The following is a 21,767-nucleotide window of genomic DNA, read 5'->3' on the forward strand; positions in this document are numbered from 1 at the left end:
TTTTTTCTATTAGCGAGGCGCCCTCCCTGGCACGCCTCGCGGATGCAACGAGCCGCTTACTGATTAGCGGCCGGCGCCGACGCCGCGCCCTTGTGATGCTCCCAACCCTCGCGCATCTTCTCGTGACGCTGTTCCATCCGCGCGAAGCGCTGCTTGATCGCCGTGCTGACAGTGGTCTTCTGCTGGTCGTTCAGGCCGTTATAGAACTTGAGCCATGCGTCGGTGGTTTGCTGACGCAGTTGGGCGTCCTTCTGCTCGATCTGCTGATGCGTCGCGGCCATCGCGTTCAGATCGAGGATCGGCTGTTGCTGCGCGGCCTTGAACTGGTCGTGAGCCTGCTTGTGATTCGCGCGCATCGCTTCGTGATTCTGCTTCATCGTATCGAGCGCGCTTTGCCACAGCTTTTCCTGATCCGCGTTCAGCTTCAGCTGATCGTGGAGTTGGGTCAGTTCCTTCATGAAGTGGCCGTGCCAGCCGCCGGGGCCGCCGTGCGCCTGCTCGGCGGGTTGAGCGGCGTAAGCGGCGCCCGCGCCGATGGCGAGAGCGGTGGCAGCAACGGCGAGAACGCGCGACATCTTTTTGGTGGACATATGAGGCTCCTTGTAATGGAATAGCCGACGATGCAACCGGTCTTTGGACTGCCTGCACTCGGTAAGGCACAGCGTAGAGAACCGCGTGCGCCGCTGTGTTACGCGCCAGGACGCCGCCATTACCAGCAATTACGCGCGGCTTTCACCGTAACACCCGGTAACCCTTCAGACCGTTTGGAAAACGAAATCCCTTTCTGCCGCGCGTTAAACTTCATTTCATGGCTACTCAAATCCTGGTCGTCGACGACGACGTCGAACTGCGCGATCTGCTGCGCGACTATCTGGCCCGTCAGGGCATCGAAGTTTCGGTGCTGCACGACGCGGGCTCACTCGAACGGCGCCTCGAGCGCGAGCGCCCCGACCTCATCGTGCTGGACCTGATGATGCCCGGCGTGGACGGCCTCACCGCGCTGCGCAAGCTGCGCGCATCGGGCGACGATATTCCCGTCATCATGCTGACCGCGCGCGCCGACGACGTCGACCGTATCGTCGGACTCGAACTCGGCGCGGACGACTACCTCGGCAAGCCGTTCAATCCGCGCGAACTGCTCGCGCGCGTGCAGGCGGTGCTGCGCCGCCGCCGCACGCTGCCGTCGGCCGCTGCGCCCGAGCAGCGCGAGCCGTTCAGCTTCGGCCGCTTCACGCTCGATTTCCAATCGCGCACGCTGCATCTCGAAGACAAGCCGCTCACGCTGTCGGGCAGCGAGTTCGCGCTGCTGAAGATCTTCGTCAATCACCCCATGCGCACGCTCACGCGCGAGCGCCTGCTGGAACTGCTGCACGGTCCCGAGTACGACGGCACCGACCGCGGCATCGACGTGCAGGTGTGGCGCCTGCGTCGCATTCTCGAAACCGATCCATCCACACCGCGCTTCATCCAGACTGTGCGCGGCCGCGGTTACGTGTTCGTGCCGGACGGCGAGCAGCATGCGTCGGCCCATTGATTCGCTGTTCGGGCGGCTCGCACTACTCGTCGTCGCGGTGCTGATGCTGTCTCATTTCGCGTGGTACGCGCTGATGCGGCTCGAACGCTCGCAACTGCAAGCGCGCTACGCGGTCGAGGAAGCGACCTTCCTCGTCGACGCGGTGCGTCAGCACGTCGCCCGCACACCGGATCAACCGCTGCCATCGCGAGTGAAGCTGGTCGACCCGGCCAGCCCGGACGTGCCGGCAGCCCGCGCGAGCATGCCGCCGCCGCTCGAGCGTTTCGTCGAGGACGTGCGCGACCGCATGCCGGCCGACACCCAGGTGCGCGTCGGTCCGCCCGGCGGACCGCCCACGCTATGGGTGCGCGCCGCGACTGATCAGAACTGGATCGTCGTGCCGGTTCAGCCGCTGCGCATGCCGCGCTCGCTCGACCGCATGGTGTTGTGGCTCGTCATTATTTTCTCGTTCGCGGTGATGGCGGCGCTGTTCGCCGCCTGGGCGCTGCAGCGGCCACTGCGCTTGCTCGCGCAGGCGGTCGCGCGCTTCGGCCGCGGGCTGCCGGTGCCGCCGGTGCCGGAGCGCGGGCCGCGCGAATTGCGGCAACTCACGCACGGCTTCAATCAGATGGTGCAGGAAGTCGCGCGCACCGAGAACGATCGCGCGGTGATGCTGGCCGGTGTCGCGCATGACCTGAAGACGCCGCTCGCGCGTCTGCGGCTGCGCGCCGAAATGATGGACGACGCGAAGACGCGCGACGGCGTCGTGCGCGACGTCGATTCGATGACGCATATCGTCGAGCAGTTCCTGCTGTTCGCGCACGACGGCGCGGACCGCAGCGAACCCGTGGAAGTTGATGCGCAGTGCGAGCGTGTCGTGCGCAGCTATCGGGCGGTGTCCAGCGATGCTCCGACCGTTTACACGGAGCTGAACGCCGGGCCGTCGTTTCTGTTGCCGGCCGCCACGCTCGACCGGATCCTGTCGAATCTGATCGACAACGCGCATGCATATGGGGCGCCGCCGGTGGTCGTGGCGACCGCGCGCACACCGCAGGGCTTTACGCTATCCGTTAGCGACAACGGCAAGGGCATCGCCGCCCAGGATCTGATCAGCGCGAGCCGGCCGTTCGTGCGGCTCGATCCGGCGCGCGGCGGCAACGGCCACAGCGGGCTGGGTCTTGCGATCGTCGAGCGGCTGGTGCGGCGCGCGGGCGGTGAGTGGGAAATCGGCAATCACGACGGCCGCGGTTTGCGGGTGTTGATGAGCTTTCCGTTCGAAGTGCTGCCGCGGGTTGCGACGGCCTCGGAAAACGCGTGGTAGGAGCAGAGTGTTGCAGTCGCGATGCGCGCGCGGGGGCGTCGGCATCGCGCGCGGCGAGCGGTCAGTCCGAAAACAGCGTATTCAACGCATTCGCCGTTTCGCTATCGACGGTATTCCACGTCACCGATTCCGCCTCGAAAATATAGTGCGTCGTATATTTGCCGAGACGCGCGAGTATTTCCTCCTGAATCAGTTCCGGCGCGACCTCCAGTTTCAGATACCACGCGGTCGACGACAGACGCGTCTGGAACGCGCCGTATTCGGCGAGCAGATGGTCGAATGCCTCAGCGTCCTGATCGCGACAGACGATCACCAGATTTCCCTTCATGCGAATCTCCCGTTAGTGCGGTAGTGACACTCCGATATCAGGATTGATGATACCTGCTTCGTTGCGGGAAGCTCGGCGTCGTTTTCGCGCGGGCAGGGCTTGGCGTGGGTTGGCTATGCGGAGAGGGCGATACCGTCGCGCTGAGTATTTCGGCGAGCGTCAGGCATTCACCATGCATTCACCGCCGTGCGCGCAGGCGGCGCGGTATCGTCGGGCGGCAGCGCTTCGGTGCGGTCGCGCCCGCCGGTCTTCGCCGCGTACAGCGCGGTATCGGCACGGCTCATCAGGCGCTCGGGCAGATCGTCGGGCGACAGCTCGGTGATGCCGATGCTCACGCTCAGGCCCGCCGCGGCCGGCAACTTCGGCGAGGGTATCGCTTTCAGCCGCAGCCGCAGCCGCTCGACGACTTCGCGCCCGCCTGCCAGATCGGTGGCCGGCAGCAGCAGGCCGAACTCTTCGCCGCCGAGCCGGCCGATCGCGTCGGAGCTGCGCAGCTCGGCGCGACACGTATCGACGAAATGTTCGAGCGCGCGGTCGCCGGCGGCGTGCCCGAAGCGGTCGTTGATCTGCTTGAAGTGGTCGAGATCGGCGATCGCCATGCACAGCGGCTCGCGGCCCGCGTGCGCGCGATCGATCTCGTGGCGCAGCAGGTCGAGGAAATAGCGCCGCGACAGCGCGCCGGTCAACGCATCGTGCCGCGCCTCCGCGGAGAGCAGCGTATTGGCCGACTGCAACTGCTCGGCGAGATCGCGGGTCGCGCGGTGGTGGCGCCGCTCGCGCACGTAGGACACGGTGATCACCCACGCGAGCGCGACGGTGCCGGACAGCGTCAGGAACACCAGCAGATGGTCGCGTTTGTGGTTGCGCAGCAGCTCCGGCCACGCGGCGAGCGGATCGACCAGATGCGCGGAAAGTCCGGAGTTCAGGCCGCCGCGGTTCTGATAGAGCGCCGGGGCCGGCTGCTCGATCATGCCGAATAGCTGCGCGGCGACCGAGGCCGGCACCCACGGCGCCTGCTCACGCACTTGCGTGTCTTCGCGGATCAGCATATCGGGGAATGTCTCACGGCGGTAGATGATGCGCCGCTCGGCGGGGCTCATCTGCGTGACGCGGGAGTTCGGCAATGCGTGGCCTTCGAGCGCGCTGTTGTGCGCCATGATGATGACGCCGTTGTCGTCGGAGACGAAGGTGCCCGCGTGCGCGACCCAGTGGCGCAACCGCGCGATGCCGACCTTCGCGACCACCGCGCCGACCAGCAGCCCGTCCGAGTACACCGGCGCGGCGATGAAGATGCCCGGCTCGCCGCTCGCGCGACCGACGCCGTAGGCTTCGGCGAACGCGCCGAGCAGTGCGCTCGTCAGATAGCCGCGCGCGCGCATATCCACGCCGACGAACGATTGCTGCGCGCCCTCGGGGTTCGACATCGTATTGCTGGAGGCGACGCAAATGCCGTTCGCGTTGACGATCCAGACCTGATCGAGCCCGGAGAAGCCTTGCGCTTCATGCAGGAATCGGCTGACCGCGGCCATCTGCGGATCCTTCAGCAATGCGGCGCGCAAGGCGGGTTCCGCCGCCTCGCCGTTCACGGCATAATTCTGCGATTGCACGAGGGCACGCTGGACCACGTCCATTTCGGCCATGGTTGCGGGGATGGCGCGGGACATCGCGAGGTCGCTGGCAATCACTTCAGCCATGTTGTCGACGATCGACGTGGACATTTGCCGCTGCGTGTGCAACGCCGCGTCCAGCTCTTGCTGTACCATCCGGTCCGCGACCATGCCAGCCACGAACCAGCAGACGAGGACGATCAGCACGAAACTGACCGGCCCGGCTACCTGGCGCAAGGTTGTCCTGTTCATCGACCCTCTGATCCGTCTGGCTGTGACATGCAACTTGCTTGTTGGTGGGCAGCGCGCTCTCAACGCTGTGTCGTTATCTGCGTCAGCTGCGGTTTCGTTCCGTCACGAGCGACGTGCGTTGCGCCATCGCCATGCCCGGATTGAACCGCTGATAAACAGGTACGTCGTTTCCCGATTTTAACCGTCGCGAAGCACGTTGCCACCGTTATTGCTGGGATGCTGTCTGCATATGCCGCGCCGATCAGATTCTTAACGGCATCCGCGCGGCATTCTTGATAGGTGTGTGGACGGATGGAGCGAATGAGCGGCGACGGCCGCGGTGTCGCGCCGATGTGGCTTGCGCACCACGCGACGAGACAGTCCCGCGACCTGTCACGCTGACGTACGCGCGAGCAGGGTACAGTGCGGCGCGGCGGCGCGTGCCGGGGCTTGCTGAAGCCTTACGCCACGGCCTTGCGACGCCGTCTCGCGATTTGCGGCGAAAGGTTGTGCCTGAAACATAGGATGGTGTAGTGTCGTGCCGTCCAAAACGAGGAAAGCCCGCCAGCCCTCGGGCGGCGCACGCGGCGACAGGAGTTCGGCGTGATGGTAGTGGTCGTGGGCGACGCGTCCACGTAGCTGTCCATTGCCGGCCCATGTGCCTCCAACGCTAACGATTTACCACGCACGCGCGTTTTGCCATGCCTGATTTCCGCTTTCCGGACCGACCCATAGACCGCCGCGGAGCAGCCGCGGCCTCCTTCGAGCGTTCGAATGCCTGTTTCAAGAGGGAGGGCATCTGATGGATTTCAGCTTCAACCTGAAGCGCACCGCCAATGCGTCGGCATGGCGGGTGTTGCCCAACCGCTGGGACTTCGTCGCATTCCCGCTGATCATCTGCCTGATCGCGATGGCGTCGATCGGCTTTCACGAGACGCTCGCGCCGATGTCGACGCTGAAGACCCAGGCGATCTCGCTCGATCCGGCCAACCTGCCCGAGTACGCGATGCGCACCACGCTGCGCATGCTCGCGGCGATGGTCGCCTCGCTGATCTTCACGCTGGTCTACGGCACGCTGGCCGCCAAGAGCCGCCGCGCCGGCCTCGTGCTGGTGCCGATTCTCGACATCCTGCAGTCGGTGCCGGTGCTCGGCTACATCTCGTTTACGGTCACCTTCTTCCTCGCGATGTTCCCGGGCCGCGTGCTCGGCGCCGAGCTCGCCGCGATCTTCGCGATCTTCACGAGCCAGGCGTGGAACATGACGTTCAGCTTCTACCAGTCGCTGCGCACGGTGCCGCGCGACCTCGATGAAGTGTCGCGCGGCTTTCACCTGACCTCGTGGCAGCGCTTCTGGAAGCTCGAAGTGCCGTTCTCGATGCCGGGCCTGATCTGGAACATGATGATGTCGATGTCGGGGGGCTGGTTCTTCGTGGTCGCTTCCGAAGCGATCACGGTCGGCAACAACACGATTACGCTGCCGGGCATCGGCGCCTACCTGGCGCAGGCGATCGGCGACAAGAACCTGCACGCGATCGGCTGGGTCATCCTCGCGATGACGGTCGTGATCCTCGCGTATGACCAGCTGCTGTTCCGTCCGCTCGTCGCGTGGGCCGACAAGTTCCGCATGGAGTTCACGAGTTCGGGCGATGCGCCGGAATCGTGGCTGCTCGATCTGATCCGCCGCACGCGGCTGATTCACCGCCTGCTGGTGCCGCTCGGCTGGATGTTCGCGCGCGCGGCTCGCGTGCGCTTCCAGTTGCCCGCGTTCAGCGCGCCGCGCTTTCACATGCCGCAGCGGGAGAAGAACTCGAAGCTCGGTGACATCATCTGGGCGACGATCGTGCTGCTCGCCACGGTGTACGTGGTGTACCGCGTGTTCCTGTATGTGCGTACCGGCGTGACGCTCGACGAAATCGGCCACGTGCTCGTGCTGGGCCTGATCACGCTTCTGCGCGTGGTCGTGCTGATCGCGATCGCGTCCGTGATCTGGGTGCCGGTCGGCGTGCTGATCGGCCTGCGCCCGGCGCTCGCGGAGAAGGTGCAGCCGCTCGCGCAGTTCCTCGCGGCGTTCCCGGCGAACCTGCTGTTCCCGGTGTTCGTGATCGTCATCGTGCGCTTTCACCTGAATCCGGACATCTGGCTGTCACCGCTGATCGTGCTCGGCACGCAGTGGTATATCCTGTTCAACGTGATTGCCGGTGCAAGCTCGTATCCGAACGACTACCGCGAGGCGGCCAAGAATTTTCACATCCGCGGCTGGCAGTGGTGGCGTCAGGCGATGCTGCCGGGCATTTTTCCGTACTACGTGACGGGCGCGATCACCGCGTCGGGCGGCGCGTGGAACGCGAGCATCGTCGCGGAGTTCGTGCAATGGGGCGATACCAGGGTTGCCGCGCATGGCCTCGGCGCCTATATCGCGCAGACCACCGCGGCCGGCGACTATCCGAAGATCATCGTGGGCATCGCCGTGATGTCCCTGTTCGTGACCCTGTTCAACCGTCTGCTGTGGCGCCCGATGTACGCCTACGCCGAAGGCAAGCTCCGTCTAGATTGAGAAATGAAGGCTTAACGCGATGCAAAATCCTAAAGCTGCTATGACCGCCGCGCCGATCCAGACGCCGCCGAAGCCCCCGCGCCTCGGCGAGGAAATCCTGCGCGTCAAGGACGTGTGCCGCGGCTTCAACAAGACTCAGGGTGAACTGCTCGTCCTCGACGACGCGAATCTGTCGCTGCGCGAAGGCGAGATCGTCGGTTTGCTCGGCCGTTCGGGCTCGGGCAAGTCGACGCTGTTGCGTATCATCGCCGGCCTGATCGAGCCGACCGACGGCGAAGTCACGTACATGGGCAAGCCGCTCGAAGGCCCGGCGAAGGGTGTCGCGATGGTGTTCCAGACCTTCGCGCTGTTTCCGTGGCTGACCGTGCTGCAGAACGTGGAAGCGGGTCTCGAGGCGCAAGGCGTCGGCGCGTCGGAGCGGCGCACGCGAGCGCTCGCGGCGATCGACCTGATCGGTCTCGACGGCTTCGAAAACGCGTATCCGCGCGAGCTGTCGGGCGGCATGCGCCAGCGCGTCGGCTTCGCGCGCGCGCTCGTCGTCGATCCGACGCTGTTGCTGATGGACGAGCCGTTCTCCGCACTCGACGTGTTGACCGCGGAAACGCTGCGTACCGACCTGCTCGATCTGTGGACGCAAGGGCGCATGCCGATCAAGGCGGTGCTGATCGTCACGCACAACATCGAGGAAGCGGTGTTCATGTGCGACCGCATTCTGGTGCTGTCGTCGAACCCGGGCCGCGTGATCGCCGAGATCAAGGTGCCGTTCAAGCATCCGCGCAATCGTCTCGACCCGGCGTTCCGCCGCCTCGTCGACGAGATCTACGCGAAGATGACCGCGCGCCAGACCGACGAAAAGACCAAGAAGGGGCTCGAGCTCGGCAGCTGGCTGCCGCACGTGTCGACCAACCTGATGGCCGGTCTGATCGAGACGCTCGCCGCCGCGCCGTATCACGGCCGCGCGGACATGCCGGAAATCGCGCGCTCTCTGCATCTCGAGGTCGACGATCTGTTCCCGATCGCCGAAGTGCTGCAGCACCTCGGTTTCGCCGACGTGCGCGAGGGCGACATTTTCCTGACGCCGCCGGCGCGCGTGTTCTCCGAGTTCGGTACGCAGGAACGGAAGATGATGTTCGCCGAGCATCTGCTGCGGCACGTGCCGCTCGCGGCGCGGATCAAGAAGGTGTTGAACGAGCGGCCGGGGCATCGTGCGCCGCGCGTGCGCTTCGAGCAGGAGCTGGAAGACTTCCTGTCGGACAGCGCGGCGGAAGAGACGCTCGACGCGGTGATCAACTGGGGCCGTTACGGCGAGATCTTTTCGTATAACGACCAGACGGAAATCTTCAGTCTGGAAGACGTGGAATCTTGAGCCCGGGTTGCCGCGCCGCGGAGGCGACTGCGGTTCAGACAAAAAAAGCGGCGAGGAAAACCTCGCCGCTTTTTTATTGCAGGTTGCCCCAGCGTGCGACCGCCGGCTCGGCCGTCGCCCACTTCCAGCCGTTGTCCTGCTGGCACGCGCTGGCCGTGAACCACCTCTCGGGCGCGTTCGGGCCGTCGCCGTCCTGCACCGAGAACACGAAGTCTTTGCACAGCGCGAGCGCCGAGTTGACCGCGCGCGTCACGCGCACCTGGCCGTGACCGTTCTCGATCGGCAACGTGTGCTTGACCGACCATGGTTTCGTTTCGCCGACCGGCATCGTGCCGACCAGCGCCGCCATCAGATCCTGCTGATCCTTGTGCATGCTGCGCATGTAGCGCGCGACCGCTTCGTCGGTGGCGGCCTGCACCGCCACGCCGACGCCGAGCGCGACGGCCGGATTGCTGGTCACGATGCCCGAAGCGACACCCGCCGCCGCGCCGCTCGCGGCGCCGATCGACGCGCAGCCGCTCGCCAGCAGGCTCGCGCCGACGCATAGCGCGCCGGCCGCGACGAGCCGAAGCCGATCACCCCACGGAACGCCAGGCGAACGCAATTTCATTGCAGCGCACCCCAGCGCTCGGTGGCGGGTTCGGCCGATGCCCAACGCCAGTCCTTACCGTCACGGCAAACCGATGCGATGTAAAACGCGCTGCTCGCGGGCTTGTCGCGCGTTGCGGTCTGATCGACGGAAAAAACGATTTCCTTGCAGTCGAGCGCACCGGTGCTGATCAGGCGGCTGACGGTCACGCGGCCGTGCTCGTCGTCTTCGATCGGGAAAGAGTGGGTGATGCTCCAGGGAGCGACCGCCCCGATCTCGAGCGGACCGGCCGCCTGCGCGATGCTGTTCTGCGTATTCGTGTGGACCACGCGCTCCGAATACTGCACGCCGGCGCGCGCGGCGGCGACCGCGCCGAGACCGATACCGGTCGCGACCGCCGCATTGCTGGTGACCTTGCCCGCGATCGCGGCACCCGCGATACCGGCGCCCGCGACCGCGCCTTCCGAGTACAACGAGCTGCAGCCGCTCAATGCCGACGATATTGCCAGCGCCAGCGCGATCAGCGCTGTTACGTGGGGGCGTTTGCCTGCGACAACGGAGTTCGCGTTGTCGGCCCACACCATGTTCTTTTGCATTTCTCCTGTCCCTGCCCGTACAGGTGCCTGCGTTCACGCGTCGCGCGTGTAAACGAAGGACACGTCGTTTATTACGCTGCCGCATTGTGCAGGATGCGTTTTGTAATTGGCAGCGAAAAAATGCAAGAAATTGCAAAACATCGTGCGCCGCGATGTTTTCTGCTGCATGGGCGGGAAGGCTTGCCTGGCTCTGCCAGGTATTTGGGAACGGCCGCCACCATCGGCGAACGGCCTACGTTGCAGCGCGCCTATGAGTCGGCTTCGTCTTCGCCGCTTTCGTCGCCGTATGCGCTCAGCCGGTTGTACAGCGTTTTGAGGCTCACGCCGAGCGCCTTGGCCGCGCGCCGCTTGTCGCCGCCGCAGTACTTGAGGGTGCCGAGAATGATCTGCTTCTGCGCGTCGGCGAGCGGCGTGCCGATCCACACGCTCATCGCGTCGCCTTGCGTGACCGCTTTCTTGACTCGCGACGCAAGATGCGGATGCGGCAATTCGACGGTCTTCTCCGCGAGAATGAACGCGCGATACACGGCGTTCTTCAACTCCCGCACGTTGCCCGGCCACGACCATGAACGCAGCGTTTCGATCGAGCGTTTGCTGAAGCTCTTGTTGGTGGTTTCCTGCTGATTCAATTGCGCGAGGAAGTATTGCGCAAGCAACTCGCGATCGTTTTCGCGCTCGCGCAGCGGCGGCGCGCGCAGCGGAAACACCGCGAGCCGGTACATCAGATCCTCGCGCAAGCCGTTTTCCTTGACCGCCACCGCCGGGTCGCGATTGGTCGCGGCGATCACGCGCACGTTGCCGCTGATCAGCTCGTTGCCGCCGACCCGATAGAACGTGCCGGTTTCGAGCGCGCGCAGCAGCTTGACCTGGCGCACCGGCGCCATTTCGGTGATTTCGTCGAGAAACAGCGTGCCGCCGTTCGCATGTTCGAAGTAGCCGATGCGGCCTTGGACCGCGCCGGTGAAGCTGCCTTTTTCGTGGCCGAACAGCTCGGCTTCGATCAGCTCATCGGGAATCGCGCCGCAGTTCACGGCGACGAACGCGCCGTCCTTGCGGCCGCTGCGCTCGTGGATGGTGCGGGCGATCAGCTCCTTGCCGGTGCCGGATTCGCCGATGATCAGCGCGGTCGCGTCGGTATCGGCGACGCGTTCGATCTGCTCGTACAGATCGAGCATCACCGGCGACGAGCCGTACAGCAGCCCGTACGATTTCAGTCCCGCGACGGCATCCCCGACGCGCTGCTTCGCTTGTGGCGAAGCATTGCCGCCGGCGGACACGGTGGGCGAGTCCAGATCGATTGACGCCATAAAAAGGGGAGTCCTGTGCAAATGAAGTTCGTGATGCGGCGCGCAGGCCTTGAATGCGATAGACCGTACAGCCACTATCTCATAAAAGACGATTTAACCACTTCGACACGGCTTCCCGCAATCGAACTGGTAGCCGCGGCGGCCGCCGTGCGCGCAATCGGTCGAAAGTGCTCGAAATTGGCCTTTTTCAGCGCGCTGAAGCGGTAAATATACCGGGCACATGCATTGCATCATTGACCGTTTGACCGAGTCGTGCGAGCTTTTGACGGCTGCGTCGCAGCGCTGCCGACCAGCGCAAAGCGGCAACCTTTCAACCCGCATCGCGCGGCTAAGCCCAAACGATCGCACCGCTTGGAGCGGCAATTCCGCGGCAACGCCACGAACGCCGAAGCAGACGAGGAGTAAACGATGACTGACACCACGCAACAACTTGCACTCGGCGGACAGAAGATCGTCGAGGATCTTCGGGTGCTGCTGAGGGACTCGGAGGAAATGCTGCGGCTCGCCGCCAACGTGCCGGGCGAAGGCGTCAATGCGTTGCGCGACCGGCTCGGCACGCATGTGGAAACGCTGCAATCGACGCTCGGCGACGCGCAACGCAACGTGCATCGACGCTATCGCGAGGCGGCGGTCAGCACCGAGCACTATGTGCGCCACAACCCGTGGCGTTCGCTCGCGCTCGCGGCGGGCACCGGATTTCTGCTCGGCGTGCTGGTTGCTCGTTAGAGGCGGCGCGGCGAGCGACGCTCGCATCGGCTCGCTGGATGGCGGGGGACGTCTGGCACGAGCCGCACTCATCCGCATCACGATCCAAGGAGTTCATGATGACACGACCCACGATTGGTTTTTTTGGCGCATTGATGGCACTCGGCGGCTTTCTGGCGGTTCGCTACGTGCAGCACAAACGCACGGGCCAGATTTCCCCGGCCCGAGAGCTCAGCCGCTGGGAAAACGAGGGCGGTGCGGTAGCGGCGCCGGCAACCTTGTCGACGGAGCTCGCGCCCGCCTCCCAGAGTACGAACGGTTCAGGGCAGGCTGACGGCGAACACCGCGCATGGCCGTTTCCGCGTGGCTAACGCGCTGCGCTCGAATCCCAGGGTGGGCGGCGGTGCAGCCAGATCGGCGGTCGGCGCCTGGAAGGATTGTTAAATGAAGTTCTATAAACCCGTATAATAGGCAAATAGACAACAATCACGCAGTAATCGGCCTGAATTTGGCCTTTATTGTTGCGCTTTTTCATCAAATGGTCGGCGGGGCGGGACACACGTCGAATCCGCGTCATTCAGCCGACCCGATCCAGCGGCATGCCCATGGGGATGTTCCGCATATTTTCTGACCCACGCTTGCAGGCTTTCGAAACGCGATGCCACATGTACTGATTGTCGATGACGACGCAAGTACCCGCGAGGCGCTTTCCGCCATCATTGGGGAAGACGGGCTGACCACCGCCACCGCGGGCGATCTACGCGAAGCGCGTATTCAACTGATCCGGCAGATGCCGGACGTCGTATTTACCGACCTGAAGCTGCCCGACGGCAGCGGGGTCGATCTGTTCGAAGATCTCGATCCGCGCTCCGGCGTCGAAGTGATCGTGATCACGGGTCACGCAACGGTCGAGTCGGCGGTCAGCGCGCTGAAAATGGGCGCGGCCGACTACCTCGTGAAACCGATCAACATGCAGCGGGTGAAGGCGATCCTGTCGCGTCTGCCGCGCGCCGGCGACCTGAAGGCCGAGATCGGCACACTGCGCGGCGAGTTGCGCCGCATGGGCCGCTTCGGTCTGATGCTCGGCAATTCGCCGGCGATGCAGGAGGTCTACGACCAGATCAGCCGCGTCGCGCCGACGGCGGCCTCGGTGATGCTGGTCGGCGAATCGGGCACCGGCAAGGAAGTCGCCGCGCAGACCCTGCACGAGCTGAGCCTGCGCCGCAAGCACGCGTTCCTCGCGGTCAACTGCGGCGCGATTTCCCCGAACTTGATCGAGTCGGAAATGTTCGGCCACGAGCGCGGTTCGTTCACCGGCGCTGACCGGCAGCACAAGGGCTATTTCGAGCGCGCGAACGGCGGCACGCTGTTCCTCGACGAAATCACAGAGATGCCGATCGAGCTGCAGGTGAAGCTGCTGCGCGTGCTCGAGACCGGCATGTTCATGCGTGTCGGCACGACCAAGGAAATCGAAACCGATGTGCGCCTGATTGCGGCCACCAATCGCGATCCGGAGCAGGCGGTGCTCGAAGGCAAGCTGCGGCTGGACCTTTACCACCGGCTGAACGTGTTTCCGATCAGCCTGCCGCCGCTGCGCGATCGCGGCAAGGACGTCGAACTGCTCGCGCAATCGTTCCTCGATGAGCTCAACGAGCGTCACGGCACGAAGAAGCATTTCCCGGTCGCGGTGAAGGAGATGCTGCTGTCGTATCCGTGGCCGGGCAATGTGCGCGAGCTGAAAAACTACGTGCAGCGTGCGCACATCATGTCGAGCGCGGATTCGGATACCACGGCGACCGTGCCGTTGCAGATCACGCTATCGAAGCCCGCGACCGGCACCGCGATCACGATCCCGTTCGGCACCTCGCTCGCGGAGGCCGACCGTCAGCTGATCCTGGCGACGCTCGAGCAATGCGGCGGCGTGAAGACGCGCGCCGCGGAAATTCTCGGCATCAGCCTGAAGACGCTGTACAACCGGCTCGTCGAGTACGGCAACGATGCGCGCGACGACGGCGATCCCACCGACGAATCACGCGCGCTCGGCGACGCGGACGCCTGATTCGCGCTCGTTCGCGCGTCATCTGCATCATCAGCGATCGCCCGCCCGGGCTTCTGGGCGGGCATTCGAACGGCACAGGCCTTGCTGCGCTCCAGTGGAACGCAAAACGAGGTCACCGACATGCCGCACCTGCCGCATTCCGCTGCCGTTTCCCCGCCGTCCGGGCCGTTGCGCGCTCACCGGCCCGAACCGGTCGAGCCTCCCGCCACGCCGCCGAACCCGGCCGAACCCGACACGATTCCCGGCCCGACACCCGAGCCGATCGAGCCCGTGGAACCGGTCACGCCGCCGATCGGCGATCCGCCGCCGCAGCCAACCCAAACGCCTCAAGCCGCCGTCCGACGGTCGCGACCACCGCAACGCTGATGCGACCCTCGATGACGTACCATCGCGCGCCCGATCCAACCGCAGCCGGACTGCAGCGGACCTTGGTCCGCTGCAGTGCATTGCTGTACTTGTTACAAAGCCGGCGCATGTTTTACCGGCAATTTACGGTTTCGCCCCCTAGACTGTAGGGATGCCGCAACAAGCGGCAGGCTTCCCCCGGAGGCACGATCATGAGACACCCCGCATTGCGACGTTCCGCGCGGCACTCCAAGCGCGGACCACGGCCGGCCGATGTCAAGACTGAACCGGCGGAGTCGCCGGACCCGGCCGCGCAGAACCGGATCGCCCCGCATACGCCGCCGGACGGCGAGCACAACCAGGGCGGGGTGCGTCAGGAAGGCCTCGAATACCAGCGCGATCTCGGCTCGGAACAGGACGCCTGACGCAGCGCAGTACGCGGGCGGAGTGTTCCGGCGACTATGACGCCGGTAAGAAGACCTCCGCTTTGGTCAGATTTAACAGAAAAATTTTCTTCGCAATAAGTGATGATTGCGGGGATTAGCTCGTTTGTCACATTTCCATACAACTTTATTTCCGATATCTCAAATATCGGCACGTTGCTTGCATGCACCGTTTTGGCGCAATTCCGCATACAACGAAACAATGGAGCACTAATGAGCAGATTGATCGTGGTATCGAATCGTGTCGCACCGATTCAGGAAGCGCGTCCGGCAGCGGGCGGGCTCGCGATCGGCGTGCTGGACGCACTGAAGGAAACCGGCGGCGTCTGGTTCGGCTGGAGCGGCGAAACGGTCAGCGAGCCATCCGCGCCCGTGATCGAGAAGCAGGGCAACGTCACCTACGCGACGGTGGGCCTCACCAAGCGCGATTACGACGAGTACTACCGCGGTTTTTCGAACACCACGTTGTGGCCGACCTTCCACTATCGCAACGACCTGTCCCGCTACAACCGCGAGGACTACGCGGGCTACCAGCGCGTCAACGCGACGCTCGCGAAGCAGTTGAAGGAACTGCTCAAGCCCAGCGACATCATCTGGGTGCACGACTACCATCTGCTGCCGTTCGCGCGTTGCCTGCGCGATCTCGGCGTGAAGAACCCGATCGGCTTCTTCCTGCACATTCCGTTTCCGGTGCCCGAGGTACTGCGCACGATTCCGCCGCACGAAGAGCTCGTCAAGGCGATGTGCAGCTACGACGTGATCGGTTTTCAAACCGAGGCGGATCGCCAGTCGTTCGTCGACTATATCGAGCGCGGTCACCATGGCACGTCGAGCGAAGACGGCATGGTGCACGCGTACAACCGCTTCCTGAAGGTCGGCGCGTACCCGATCGGCATCTATCCGGATGCGATCGCGAAGGCCGCCGAGCAGTTCACCGACCGCAAGGCGGTGCGCAGCCTGCGTGACGGCATGCGCGGGCGCAAGCTGATCATGAGCGTCGACCGGCTCGATTATTCGAAGGGGCTGGTCGAGCGCTTCCAGGCATTCGAGCGGCTGTTGCAGAACGCGCCGGGCTGGCACGGCCGCGTGTCGCTCGTGCAGATCGCGCCGCCGACCCGCGCGGACGTGCAGACTTATCAGCGCATCCGGCAGACGCTCGAAGGCGAAGCGGGCCGCATCAACGGCCGGTTCGCGCAACTCGACTGGACGCCGATCCAGTACCTGAACCGCAAGTACGAGCGCAATCTGCTGATGGCGCTATTCCGCCAGTCGCAGGTCGGCTATGTAACGCCGCTGCGCGACGGCATGAACCTGGTGGCCAAGGAGTACGTCGCGTCGCAGGACCCGGCCGATCCGGGCGTGCTCGTGCTATCGCAATTCGCGGGCGCGGCCGAGCAGCTGCCGGGCGCGCTCGTCGTGAATCCGTTCGATCTGTCGCAGATGGCCGAAGCGCTCGAACGCGCGCTGTCGATGCCGCTCGCCGAGCGTCAGGCGCGTCATGCGGACATGATGGAGCCGATGCGCGAGAACAATCTGTCGGTTTGGCGCGATACCTTCCTGGACGATCTGCGCCACGTCGCGACCGCTTCTTCGGTGACGGCCAAAGCGGTAAAGCTCGCTGACGTGACGGCATCGTCCTGAGCGGACAGTCGCGGCCCGCGCGTGGGCGGGCGACGCGGGGGCCGGTCACGTCGTGAATGAAGTGACAACGAAGATCGAAGCAAAAAGGGCGTGCATCGCGTCGTGCGATGCGCGCCCTTTTTCGTGGGTGCGTTGCGCGTCGAGCGGCCACAAACCCAGCCACAACGCGGCCACAACCCTCAAGCCGGCTGCGTCGCCTTCTGCATGACCCGCATCGTGCTGACGACCGCCGCGACCGCCGAGAACCCCGCGGCCACATACAGCGCGATGACCGTCCCGCTTTGCGGCGCGACGCCGAAGATCAGCGCGACCAGCGCCGCGCCGAGCGTTTGCCCGGTCAGGCGCGCGGTGCCGAGCATGCCGCTCGCGCCGCCGCTGCGTTCGCGCGGCGCGGACGACAGCATCGTCCGATTGTTCGGCGACTGGAAGATGCCGAAGCCCGCGCCGCACAGCGCCATGCGCCACGAAATCTGCAGTGCGTCGGGATGAGGGCCGAGCGTTGCGAGCAGCAGCAGGCCGACCGTCATCGCGGCGAGCCCGACGCCGCCGAGCCAGCCGGACGATATCCTGTCCGACAGGACCCCTGCAATCGGCGCCGCGATGATGATGATCGCGGGCCACGGCGTCATCAAAAGACCGGTTTCGACCTGCGACATACCGAGCGTTTCCTGCAGCAGGAACGGTAGCGACACGAACGCGAGCATCTGCGCGCAGAACGAGCAGACCGACGTCCCGATCGACAGCGCGAACACCGGAATACGCAGCAGGTCGATCGGCAGCAGCGGCGCGGGCCGCGTCAGTTGCCGGCGCACGAAGAAGTAGCCGACCACCAGAGCACCGAGTGCTTCGAGCGTCACGTAGCCGAAGCGCTGGCCGTGGCCGAGGCCATCGACCGCGAAAATCAGCAGGCCGAACACGATCGCGTTCATCACCGCGCTCAGATAGTCATACGGTGATTCGTGGCCGGGGTTCATCGGCAGCGCCTTGAAGCCGCCGACGATCGCCGCGATCCCGATCGGCACGTTGATCGCAAACAGCCACGGCCACGTCGCGATCGCGAGCACGCCAGATGCGACCGTCGGTCCGACCGCCGACGACACCGCCACCACGATCGCATTGATGGAGACGCCGCGCCCGAGCTGCGCCGGCGGATAGATCATGCGGACGATCGCGGTGTTCACGCTCATGATGCCGGCCGCGCCGAAGCCTTGGACCACGCGCGCGAGCGCGAGCGTCGCGAGCGAGTTCGACAGCGAGCAGCCGAGCGACGCGACCGTGAACAGGATCAGACCGGATAGATAAATGCGCCGATAGCCGATGCGGTCGCCGAGCGACGCCATTGGCAGCAGCGAGATCGTGATCGCGAGCTGATACGCGTTGACGACCCAGATCGACGCAGCGGCGCTCGCGTTGAGATTGCGCGCGATCGTCGGTAGCGCGACGTTGGCGATTGCGCTGTCGAGCACCGCGAGCGTCAGCGACAGCGCGATGACGAGCATCGCCCAGTAGCGTTGTGGAACCGGCAGGCCTAGTTCCTTGCCTTCGAAGCGGGGAGTGGAGCGCGTCGGGCCATCCGTGCGCGGGGAGGGTGCGTGCATCGATTGTTCGATTTGTCGGAGATGTTGCCGCGCCTGTGCGCGGCTCACGCGCTGGCCGCTCTGGGCATATCGGTCGGCGCGGCGGCGGCGTTACCAGCGCGCCGGCGCCGCGCTCGCGTCATTTGAGTTCGTAAAGGCCTGTGTGGGTCGTCGAGTCGATTTCGTTCAGATGCGTCATGAAGCGCGCGACCGCGTTGGTGGTTTCCGCGCTGACCGGCAGATGCGGCACCTTCAGCGCATGCAGGCGGAAAATAAACCGATGCGTGCGATCGCCGCGCGGCGGCGCGGCGCCGCCGAAGCCGACTGTCCCATAGTCGTTGCGCAACTGTATCGCGCCCTGCGGCAGCAGCGAGCCGTCGGCCTTGCCAGCGTTGCGCGGCAAAGAGCGCGCGTCGGCCGGGATGTTGACGACGACCCAATGCCAGAAGCCGCTGCCGGTCGGCGCGTCGGGATCGTGAACGGTGAGCGCGAAGCTTTGCGTGTCCGCGGGTGGCGCTTCCCATTGCAGTGACGGCGAGATGTTTTCGCCGTCGCCGCCGAACGCCTTGTCGTTGTACTCGTGGTCTCTCGGCATGAAGCCGTTGTTGGGAAAGTCGTCGGACCAGAGACGGAAGTCAGCCATGATGTGCCTCCCTTGTTGATTGCTTCTGGGATCGTCGGAGTGCGCGATGTCCCGGCGGCGAGGCGCATCTCGCGGCATGCCGGAGCGGGTGAGGACGTGCCGTGAAAGCGCCGGGAAAGCACCCGGAATACGCCGCCGAAGCGTGCCTCGAAGGTATCTCGAAAGCATGCCGGGTGAGCTTTTCGAGTGTAGCACCAGCGGCCGGAGACTCGCGCACAAGGCAGCCCGCGTGTGGTTTCAGCCGCGGTCCTCGAACTCCGGCGCGTCGCTTCTAATCCACGCGACGAGCCGCTCGATCACGCCCGCGATATCGCGATTCGCACCCCGCAAAGCGCATTCCCACACAACCGCGACGCGCCAACCGCTCGCGAGCAGCGCGGCGCGCACCTTGTCGTCGTTGCTGCGATTGCGGCCGATCTTGTCGCGCCAGAAGTCGGGCCGCGTCTGCGGCCATTTGAACAGATGACAGTCGTGGCCATGCCAGAAGCAGCCATGCACGAGCACCACGGCGCGATAACGCGGCAGCACGATGTCGGGGCGGCCGGGCAGATCGCGCGCGTCGAGCCTGAAGCGCAGACCCCGCCGATGCAGCAGGCTGCGGATCAGCACCTCCGGCTTGGTGTTGCGGCCGCGAATGCCGGACATCATCCGGCTGCGCGTCGCGCTATCGACGATATCGACCATCGTCAGCGGGCCAACGGGTCGCGCGGCCGCTCAGGCGTACAGCGGCAGGGAGTGTTTCGACGCATCGCGGGTCGGGTGGGCGAGCAGGGTCTGCACATGCGGCAGCATGATACGCGCCACTTCGCGCATCACCGGCATCACGACGCTGTTGCCGAACTGCCGGTAGGCCTGCGTGTCGCTGACCGGAATCCTGAAGGTGTCGGGAAAGCCCATCAGCCGCGCGCATTCGCGTGGCGTCAGACGACGCGGGCGCAGCGCCTCGCCCTGATAGACGAGTATTTCGGAGCCGTCCTTGTGATAACGCGCGGACAGCGTGCGCGTCACGCTATCTGGATACGCCATGCCGAAACCGAAGCCGTTGCCCGCCGCGCGATGCTTGGCCGCGTAGTTCTGCAGATACGCCCACAGCTTCGGGGTGAGCGTGTACTTCGGCTGCACGCGGCGCGCGGCGTGGTCGAAGAAGCGGTCGTGGTCCCACGGCAGCACGGGTTCCGTGCCGTCCGTGCGATGCAGGATCGCGCCGAGCCGCGGACCCTCGTCGGGCAGCCGCAGGTCGTCCCACGTGAACGCGGTCTTGCCGCGAAAGCCGACGATGATGATGCGCTCGCGATGCTGCGGCGTGAAATGCTGGCCATCGATCACGCGGTAGTGCACTTCGTAGCCGAGCTCGTCGCGCAGCGTTTGCAGGATCACGTCGAAGGTGCGGCCCTTGTCGTGCGACAGCAGATTTTTCACGTTTTCGAGCAGGAATGCGGCGGGGCGCTTCGCGGCGATGATCCGCGCGACGTCGAAAAACAACGTGCCCTGGGTCGTGCATTCGAAACCGTGCGGCCGGCCAAGCGCGTTTTTCTTGCTGACGCCGGCGATCGAAAACGGCTGGCACGGAAAGCCGCCGAGCAGCACGTCGTGGCTCGGCACGTCCTCGGCGGGAAACGTGACGATGTCGCCGATCAGCGCGTGCGCGCTGCCGCTCGCGGCGCTGTCGCCGTAGTTCTGACCGTAGTTCTCGCGATAAGTCCGCGTCGAGAATTCGTTCCACTCGCTGGTGAACACGCATTCGCCGCCGTGCGCCTCGAAGCCCATCCGAATGCCGCCGATACCCGCGAACAGGTCGATGAAGCGGAAGCGCGCCGTGTCGCCCGCCTGTTGCGCCTCACGCGCTCCTTGCCGCAGCAGATCGCGCAACGCGGGTTCGAGCATCGCGGGACAAGGCGTTTCACCTTTTTCCCAGGGACGCACCGTCTTGATGTCCTTGCCGACATGGGCTGCGATTTCGCGTTGGGTGAAACGGGCGCGCGCCTGCTTGAGCAGGTCGAATGGGGCGACGAGGGTCACGTGGCGTCCTGGCTGGGAATTTTTGCGGACATTATGACCTAAGGTCGTCCCCTTTCCCTATTTTTAGCGCGGATTGATCAGGATTTTTTCGCGATATGTTGCGTTGCTGCGTTTGTCGGCGGCGGAGGAGGAGGAGCGGTGAGGCAGTGTGTGGGCTGGTGAGATCAGGCCGACTTCGCTTTCTTCGCCGGCTGAGCCGGTTCGAATCGCGAGGTCGGAGCGGGCGCGAAGCGTTCCCATTCGGGCAGCGGCGTCGAGGCGAGCCGATCGAGCTGCAGCAGCAGGCTGTCGACTTTATCCAATTGGGCGGGAGATAGCTGGCCGCTGTCGACCAGCGCGGTCAGCCGTTTGCGCCAATAGGTGGCGGGCAGGATCGGACCGCCGAAATCGCCACGCAGCGATACGTGCATCACGCGTGCGATGTGCGCGATATCGTGGTCGATCAACGCAGCTTGCGATGATCCCGAAATCGTAGTGTCCGTATGGTCCATGACTCCTCCCTGAACGCATTTACGGCGGTGCGCGGCGAGACTTTAGGCCTAATTTGATAAAAAATTTGCCCGATCGCCCATCGGCATTCGACGATGGCGCCGCGCCGCGCGCGGCACGGCCCCCGGGAACAGCCGTTGCTGATTCCCACATACCGGCGGAATACCGCGCCGGCATCTCTGTCGACTACGCATATGGGAGCCGAACATGAACAAGGATCAAGTGAAGGGCGTTGGCGAGCAGGTCAAGGGCAAGGTCAACGAGGCCGTCGGCAAGGCCACGAACGACCCCGCGAAGGAACTCAAGGGCGATGTGCAGCAGGGCGCCGGCAAGGTGCAGAAGGCCTATGGCGATGCGAAGGAGGACGCCAAGGACAATGCAAAGCGCGGTCATCACTGACCCCGTTCGGCGTAGGTTGCCGTAACGGCGAGGCG

General features: G+C 64.9%; 22 protein-coding genes. 11 read left to right on the forward strand and 11 right to left on the reverse strand.

The annotated features are described in order from the left end of the window. Nucleotides 1–56 precede the first annotated feature (56 nt). A complete protein-coding gene (locus ACLFKU_RS16115) occupies nucleotides 57–590 on the reverse strand; it encodes a periplasmic heavy metal sensor (protein ID WP_410849723.1) in 534 nt (177 codons plus the stop codon). A gap of 218 nt (nucleotides 591–808) precedes the next feature. Between ACLFKU_RS16115 and ACLFKU_RS16120 the strand changes: the two genes are divergently transcribed. Next, the gene (locus tag ACLFKU_RS16120; RefSeq protein WP_018419780.1) at nucleotides 809–1,534 is read left to right on the forward strand and encodes a response regulator; all 726 of its coding nucleotides are present in this window, start codon (nucleotides 809–811) and stop codon (nucleotides 1,532–1,534) included. Then, nucleotides 1,518–2,834, forward strand: a complete 1,317-nt coding sequence (locus ACLFKU_RS16125) for an ATP-binding protein (protein WP_410849724.1) — start codon at nucleotides 1,518–1,520, stop codon at nucleotides 2,832–2,834. Before ACLFKU_RS16120 ends, ACLFKU_RS16125 begins: the two co-directional genes overlap by 17 nt. 61 nt (nucleotides 2,835–2,895) lie before the next feature. Here the strand turns inward: ACLFKU_RS16125 and ACLFKU_RS16130 are convergent, their stop codons facing one another. After that, complete coding sequence (locus ACLFKU_RS16130; protein ID WP_013088792.1) at nucleotides 2,896–3,162, reverse strand: hypothetical protein; 267 nt, start codon at nucleotides 3,160–3,162, stop codon at nucleotides 2,896–2,898. A gap of 167 nt (nucleotides 3,163–3,329) precedes the next feature. Continuing rightward, nucleotides 3,330–5,021, reverse strand: a complete 1,692-nt coding sequence (locus ACLFKU_RS16135) for a diguanylate cyclase (protein WP_368584577.1) — start codon at nucleotides 5,019–5,021, stop codon at nucleotides 3,330–3,332. Between the two features lie 781 nt (nucleotides 5,022–5,802). Between ACLFKU_RS16135 and ACLFKU_RS16140 the strand changes: the two genes are divergently transcribed. Next, nucleotides 5,803–7,554, forward strand: coding sequence for an ABC transporter permease (locus ACLFKU_RS16140; RefSeq protein WP_410849725.1), 1,752 nt, complete (start codon nucleotides 5,803–5,805; stop codon nucleotides 7,552–7,554). 19 nt (nucleotides 7,555–7,573) lie between these two features. Further along, nucleotides 7,574–8,920 (forward strand): AAA-associated domain-containing protein, encoded by a 1,347-nt coding sequence (locus tag ACLFKU_RS16145; RefSeq protein ID WP_176109243.1) that lies wholly within the window; start codon nucleotides 7,574–7,576, stop codon nucleotides 8,918–8,920. Between the two features lie 73 nt (nucleotides 8,921–8,993). Here ACLFKU_RS16145 and ACLFKU_RS16150 read toward each other — a convergent pair whose 3' ends face one another. The 3 genes from ACLFKU_RS16150 to ACLFKU_RS16160 all read right to left on the reverse strand — a co-directional run bounded on the left by ACLFKU_RS16150 (nucleotide 8,994) and on the right by ACLFKU_RS16160 (nucleotide 11,412). After that, a complete protein-coding gene (locus tag ACLFKU_RS16150) occupies nucleotides 8,994–9,530 on the reverse strand; it encodes a hypothetical protein (protein WP_368581483.1) in 537 nt (178 codons plus the stop codon). Continuing rightward, nucleotides 9,527–10,105: a hypothetical protein gene (locus ACLFKU_RS16155; RefSeq protein ID WP_410849726.1), complete on the reverse strand. Its 579-nt coding sequence runs from the start codon at nucleotides 10,103–10,105 to the stop codon at nucleotides 9,527–9,529. The genes ACLFKU_RS16150 and ACLFKU_RS16155 overlap by 4 nt, the downstream gene beginning before the upstream one ends. A 248-nt stretch (nucleotides 10,106–10,353) precedes the next feature. Further along, the gene (locus ACLFKU_RS16160; RefSeq protein WP_368584581.1) at nucleotides 10,354–11,412 is read right to left on the reverse strand and encodes a sigma-54 interaction domain-containing protein; all 1,059 of its coding nucleotides are present in this window, start codon (nucleotides 11,410–11,412) and stop codon (nucleotides 10,354–10,356) included. A gap of 408 nt (nucleotides 11,413–11,820) precedes the next feature. Here ACLFKU_RS16160 and ACLFKU_RS16165 point away from each other — a divergent pair, with 408 nt between their 5' ends. From ACLFKU_RS16165 to otsA, 6 genes are all read left to right on the forward strand, one after another. Then, on the forward strand, nucleotides 11,821–12,138 hold the full coding sequence (locus ACLFKU_RS16165) for a YqjD family protein (RefSeq protein ID WP_368584582.1): 318 nt from the start codon (nucleotides 11,821–11,823) through the stop codon (nucleotides 12,136–12,138). A gap of 98 nt (nucleotides 12,139–12,236) precedes the next feature. Further along, nucleotides 12,237–12,488 (forward strand): hypothetical protein, encoded by a 252-nt coding sequence (locus ACLFKU_RS16170; RefSeq protein WP_368584606.1) that lies wholly within the window; start codon nucleotides 12,237–12,239, stop codon nucleotides 12,486–12,488. A gap of 287 nt (nucleotides 12,489–12,775) precedes the next feature. Further along, the gene (locus ACLFKU_RS16175) at nucleotides 12,776–14,176 is read left to right on the forward strand and encodes a sigma-54-dependent transcriptional regulator (protein ID WP_368584583.1); all 1,401 of its coding nucleotides are present in this window, start codon (nucleotides 12,776–12,778) and stop codon (nucleotides 14,174–14,176) included. Between the two features lie 129 nt (nucleotides 14,177–14,305). After that, nucleotides 14,306–14,542 (forward strand): hypothetical protein, encoded by a 237-nt coding sequence (locus ACLFKU_RS16180; protein WP_410842351.1) that lies wholly within the window; start codon nucleotides 14,306–14,308, stop codon nucleotides 14,540–14,542. 191 nt (nucleotides 14,543–14,733) lie between these two features. Further along, nucleotides 14,734–14,946, forward strand: a complete 213-nt coding sequence (locus tag ACLFKU_RS16185) for a hypothetical protein (protein WP_013088803.1) — start codon at nucleotides 14,734–14,736, stop codon at nucleotides 14,944–14,946. Between the two features lie 231 nt (nucleotides 14,947–15,177). Next, the gene (gene otsA, locus ACLFKU_RS16190) at nucleotides 15,178–16,605 is read left to right on the forward strand and encodes an alpha,alpha-trehalose-phosphate synthase (UDP-forming) (protein ID WP_368584584.1); all 1,428 of its coding nucleotides are present in this window, start codon (nucleotides 15,178–15,180) and stop codon (nucleotides 16,603–16,605) included. A 179-nt stretch (nucleotides 16,606–16,784) separates the two neighbouring features. Here otsA and ACLFKU_RS16195 read toward each other — a convergent pair whose 3' ends face one another. The 5 genes from ACLFKU_RS16195 to ACLFKU_RS16215 form a co-directional block, all read right to left on the reverse strand. Then, nucleotides 16,785–18,203 (reverse strand): MFS transporter, encoded by a 1,419-nt coding sequence (locus ACLFKU_RS16195; RefSeq protein ID WP_410849727.1) that lies wholly within the window; start codon nucleotides 18,201–18,203, stop codon nucleotides 16,785–16,787. A gap of 118 nt (nucleotides 18,204–18,321) precedes the next feature. Further along, nucleotides 18,322–18,825 (reverse strand): YbhB/YbcL family Raf kinase inhibitor-like protein, encoded by a 504-nt coding sequence (locus ACLFKU_RS16200; RefSeq protein WP_013088806.1) that lies wholly within the window; start codon nucleotides 18,823–18,825, stop codon nucleotides 18,322–18,324. Between the two features lie 237 nt (nucleotides 18,826–19,062). Further along, nucleotides 19,063–19,509, reverse strand: a complete 447-nt coding sequence (locus ACLFKU_RS16205; protein WP_410849728.1) for a very short patch repair endonuclease — start codon at nucleotides 19,507–19,509, stop codon at nucleotides 19,063–19,065. Nucleotides 19,510–19,539: 30 nt separating this feature from the next. Then, the gene (dcm, locus tag ACLFKU_RS16210) at nucleotides 19,540–20,844 is read right to left on the reverse strand and encodes a DNA (cytosine-5-)-methyltransferase (RefSeq protein WP_410849729.1); all 1,305 of its coding nucleotides are present in this window, start codon (nucleotides 20,842–20,844) and stop codon (nucleotides 19,540–19,542) included. Between the two features lie 164 nt (nucleotides 20,845–21,008). Then, nucleotides 21,009–21,335 carry a hypothetical protein gene (locus ACLFKU_RS16215; protein WP_368584588.1) on the reverse strand — a complete coding sequence of 109 codons (327 nt, stop codon included), beginning with the start codon at nucleotides 21,333–21,335 and terminating at the stop codon, nucleotides 21,009–21,011. Nucleotides 21,336–21,540: 205 nt separating this feature from the next. Between ACLFKU_RS16215 and ACLFKU_RS16220 the strand changes: the two genes are divergently transcribed. Then, nucleotides 21,541–21,732 (forward strand): CsbD family protein, encoded by a 192-nt coding sequence (locus ACLFKU_RS16220; RefSeq protein WP_013088810.1) that lies wholly within the window; start codon nucleotides 21,541–21,543, stop codon nucleotides 21,730–21,732. Nucleotides 21,733–21,767 lie beyond the last annotated feature (35 nt).

It is taken from the genome of Paraburkholderia sp. EG304, assembly GCF_046543485.1.
Taxonomy (GTDB): Bacteria; Pseudomonadota; Gammaproteobacteria; order Burkholderiales; family Burkholderiaceae; genus Paraburkholderia; species Paraburkholderia youngii.

What these genes read in the sequence shown, in the direction of transcription:
- ACLFKU_RS16185 (WP_013088803.1), top strand. Translation starts at nt 14,734, where the DNA reads ATGAGACACCCCGCATTGCGACGTTCCGCGCGGCACTCCAAGCGCGGA.
- ACLFKU_RS16195 (WP_410849727.1), bottom strand. Translation starts at nt 18,203, where the DNA reads ATGCACGCACCCTCCCCGCGCACGGATGGCCCGACGCGCTCCACTCCC.
- ACLFKU_RS16215 (WP_368584588.1), bottom strand. Translation starts at nt 21,335, where the DNA reads ATGGACCATACGGACACTACGATTTCGGGATCATCGCAAGCTGCGTTG.
- ACLFKU_RS16115 (WP_410849723.1), bottom strand. Translation starts at nt 590, where the DNA reads ATGTCCACCAAAAAGATGTCGCGCGTTCTCGCCGTTGCTGCCACCGCT.
- ACLFKU_RS16205 (WP_410849728.1), bottom strand. Translation starts at nt 19,509, where the DNA reads ATGGTCGATATCGTCGATAGCGCGACGCGCAGCCGGATGATGTCCGGC.
- ACLFKU_RS16170 (WP_368584606.1), top strand. Translation starts at nt 12,237, where the DNA reads ATGACACGACCCACGATTGGTTTTTTTGGCGCATTGATGGCACTCGGC.
- ACLFKU_RS16220 (WP_013088810.1), top strand. Translation starts at nt 21,541, where the DNA reads ATGAACAAGGATCAAGTGAAGGGCGTTGGCGAGCAGGTCAAGGGCAAG.
- ACLFKU_RS16155 (WP_410849726.1), bottom strand. Translation starts at nt 10,105, where the DNA reads ATGCAAAAGAACATGGTGTGGGCCGACAACGCGAACTCCGTTGTCGCA.
- ACLFKU_RS16165 (WP_368584582.1), top strand. Translation starts at nt 11,821, where the DNA reads ATGACTGACACCACGCAACAACTTGCACTCGGCGGACAGAAGATCGTC.
- ACLFKU_RS16145 (WP_176109243.1), top strand. Translation starts at nt 7,574, where the DNA reads ATGCAAAATCCTAAAGCTGCTATGACCGCCGCGCCGATCCAGACGCCG.
- ACLFKU_RS16200 (WP_013088806.1), bottom strand. Translation starts at nt 18,825, where the DNA reads ATGGCTGACTTCCGTCTCTGGTCCGACGACTTTCCCAACAACGGCTTC.
- ACLFKU_RS16130 (WP_013088792.1), bottom strand. Translation starts at nt 3,162, where the DNA reads ATGAAGGGAAATCTGGTGATCGTCTGTCGCGATCAGGACGCTGAGGCA.
- ACLFKU_RS16140 (WP_410849725.1), top strand. Translation starts at nt 5,803, where the DNA reads ATGGATTTCAGCTTCAACCTGAAGCGCACCGCCAATGCGTCGGCATGG.
- ACLFKU_RS16120 (WP_018419780.1), top strand. Translation starts at nt 809, where the DNA reads ATGGCTACTCAAATCCTGGTCGTCGACGACGACGTCGAACTGCGCGAT.
- ACLFKU_RS16150 (WP_368581483.1), bottom strand. Translation starts at nt 9,530, where the DNA reads ATGAAATTGCGTTCGCCTGGCGTTCCGTGGGGTGATCGGCTTCGGCTC.
- ACLFKU_RS16175 (WP_368584583.1), top strand. Translation starts at nt 12,776, where the DNA reads ATGCCACATGTACTGATTGTCGATGACGACGCAAGTACCCGCGAGGCG.
- ACLFKU_RS16125 (WP_410849724.1), top strand. Translation starts at nt 1,518, where the DNA reads ATGCGTCGGCCCATTGATTCGCTGTTCGGGCGGCTCGCACTACTCGTC.
- ACLFKU_RS16160 (WP_368584581.1), bottom strand. Translation starts at nt 11,412, where the DNA reads ATGGCGTCAATCGATCTGGACTCGCCCACCGTGTCCGCCGGCGGCAAT.
- otsA (WP_368584584.1), top strand. Translation starts at nt 15,178, where the DNA reads ATGAGCAGATTGATCGTGGTATCGAATCGTGTCGCACCGATTCAGGAA.
- ACLFKU_RS16135 (WP_368584577.1), bottom strand. Translation starts at nt 5,021, where the DNA reads ATGAACAGGACAACCTTGCGCCAGGTAGCCGGGCCGGTCAGTTTCGTG.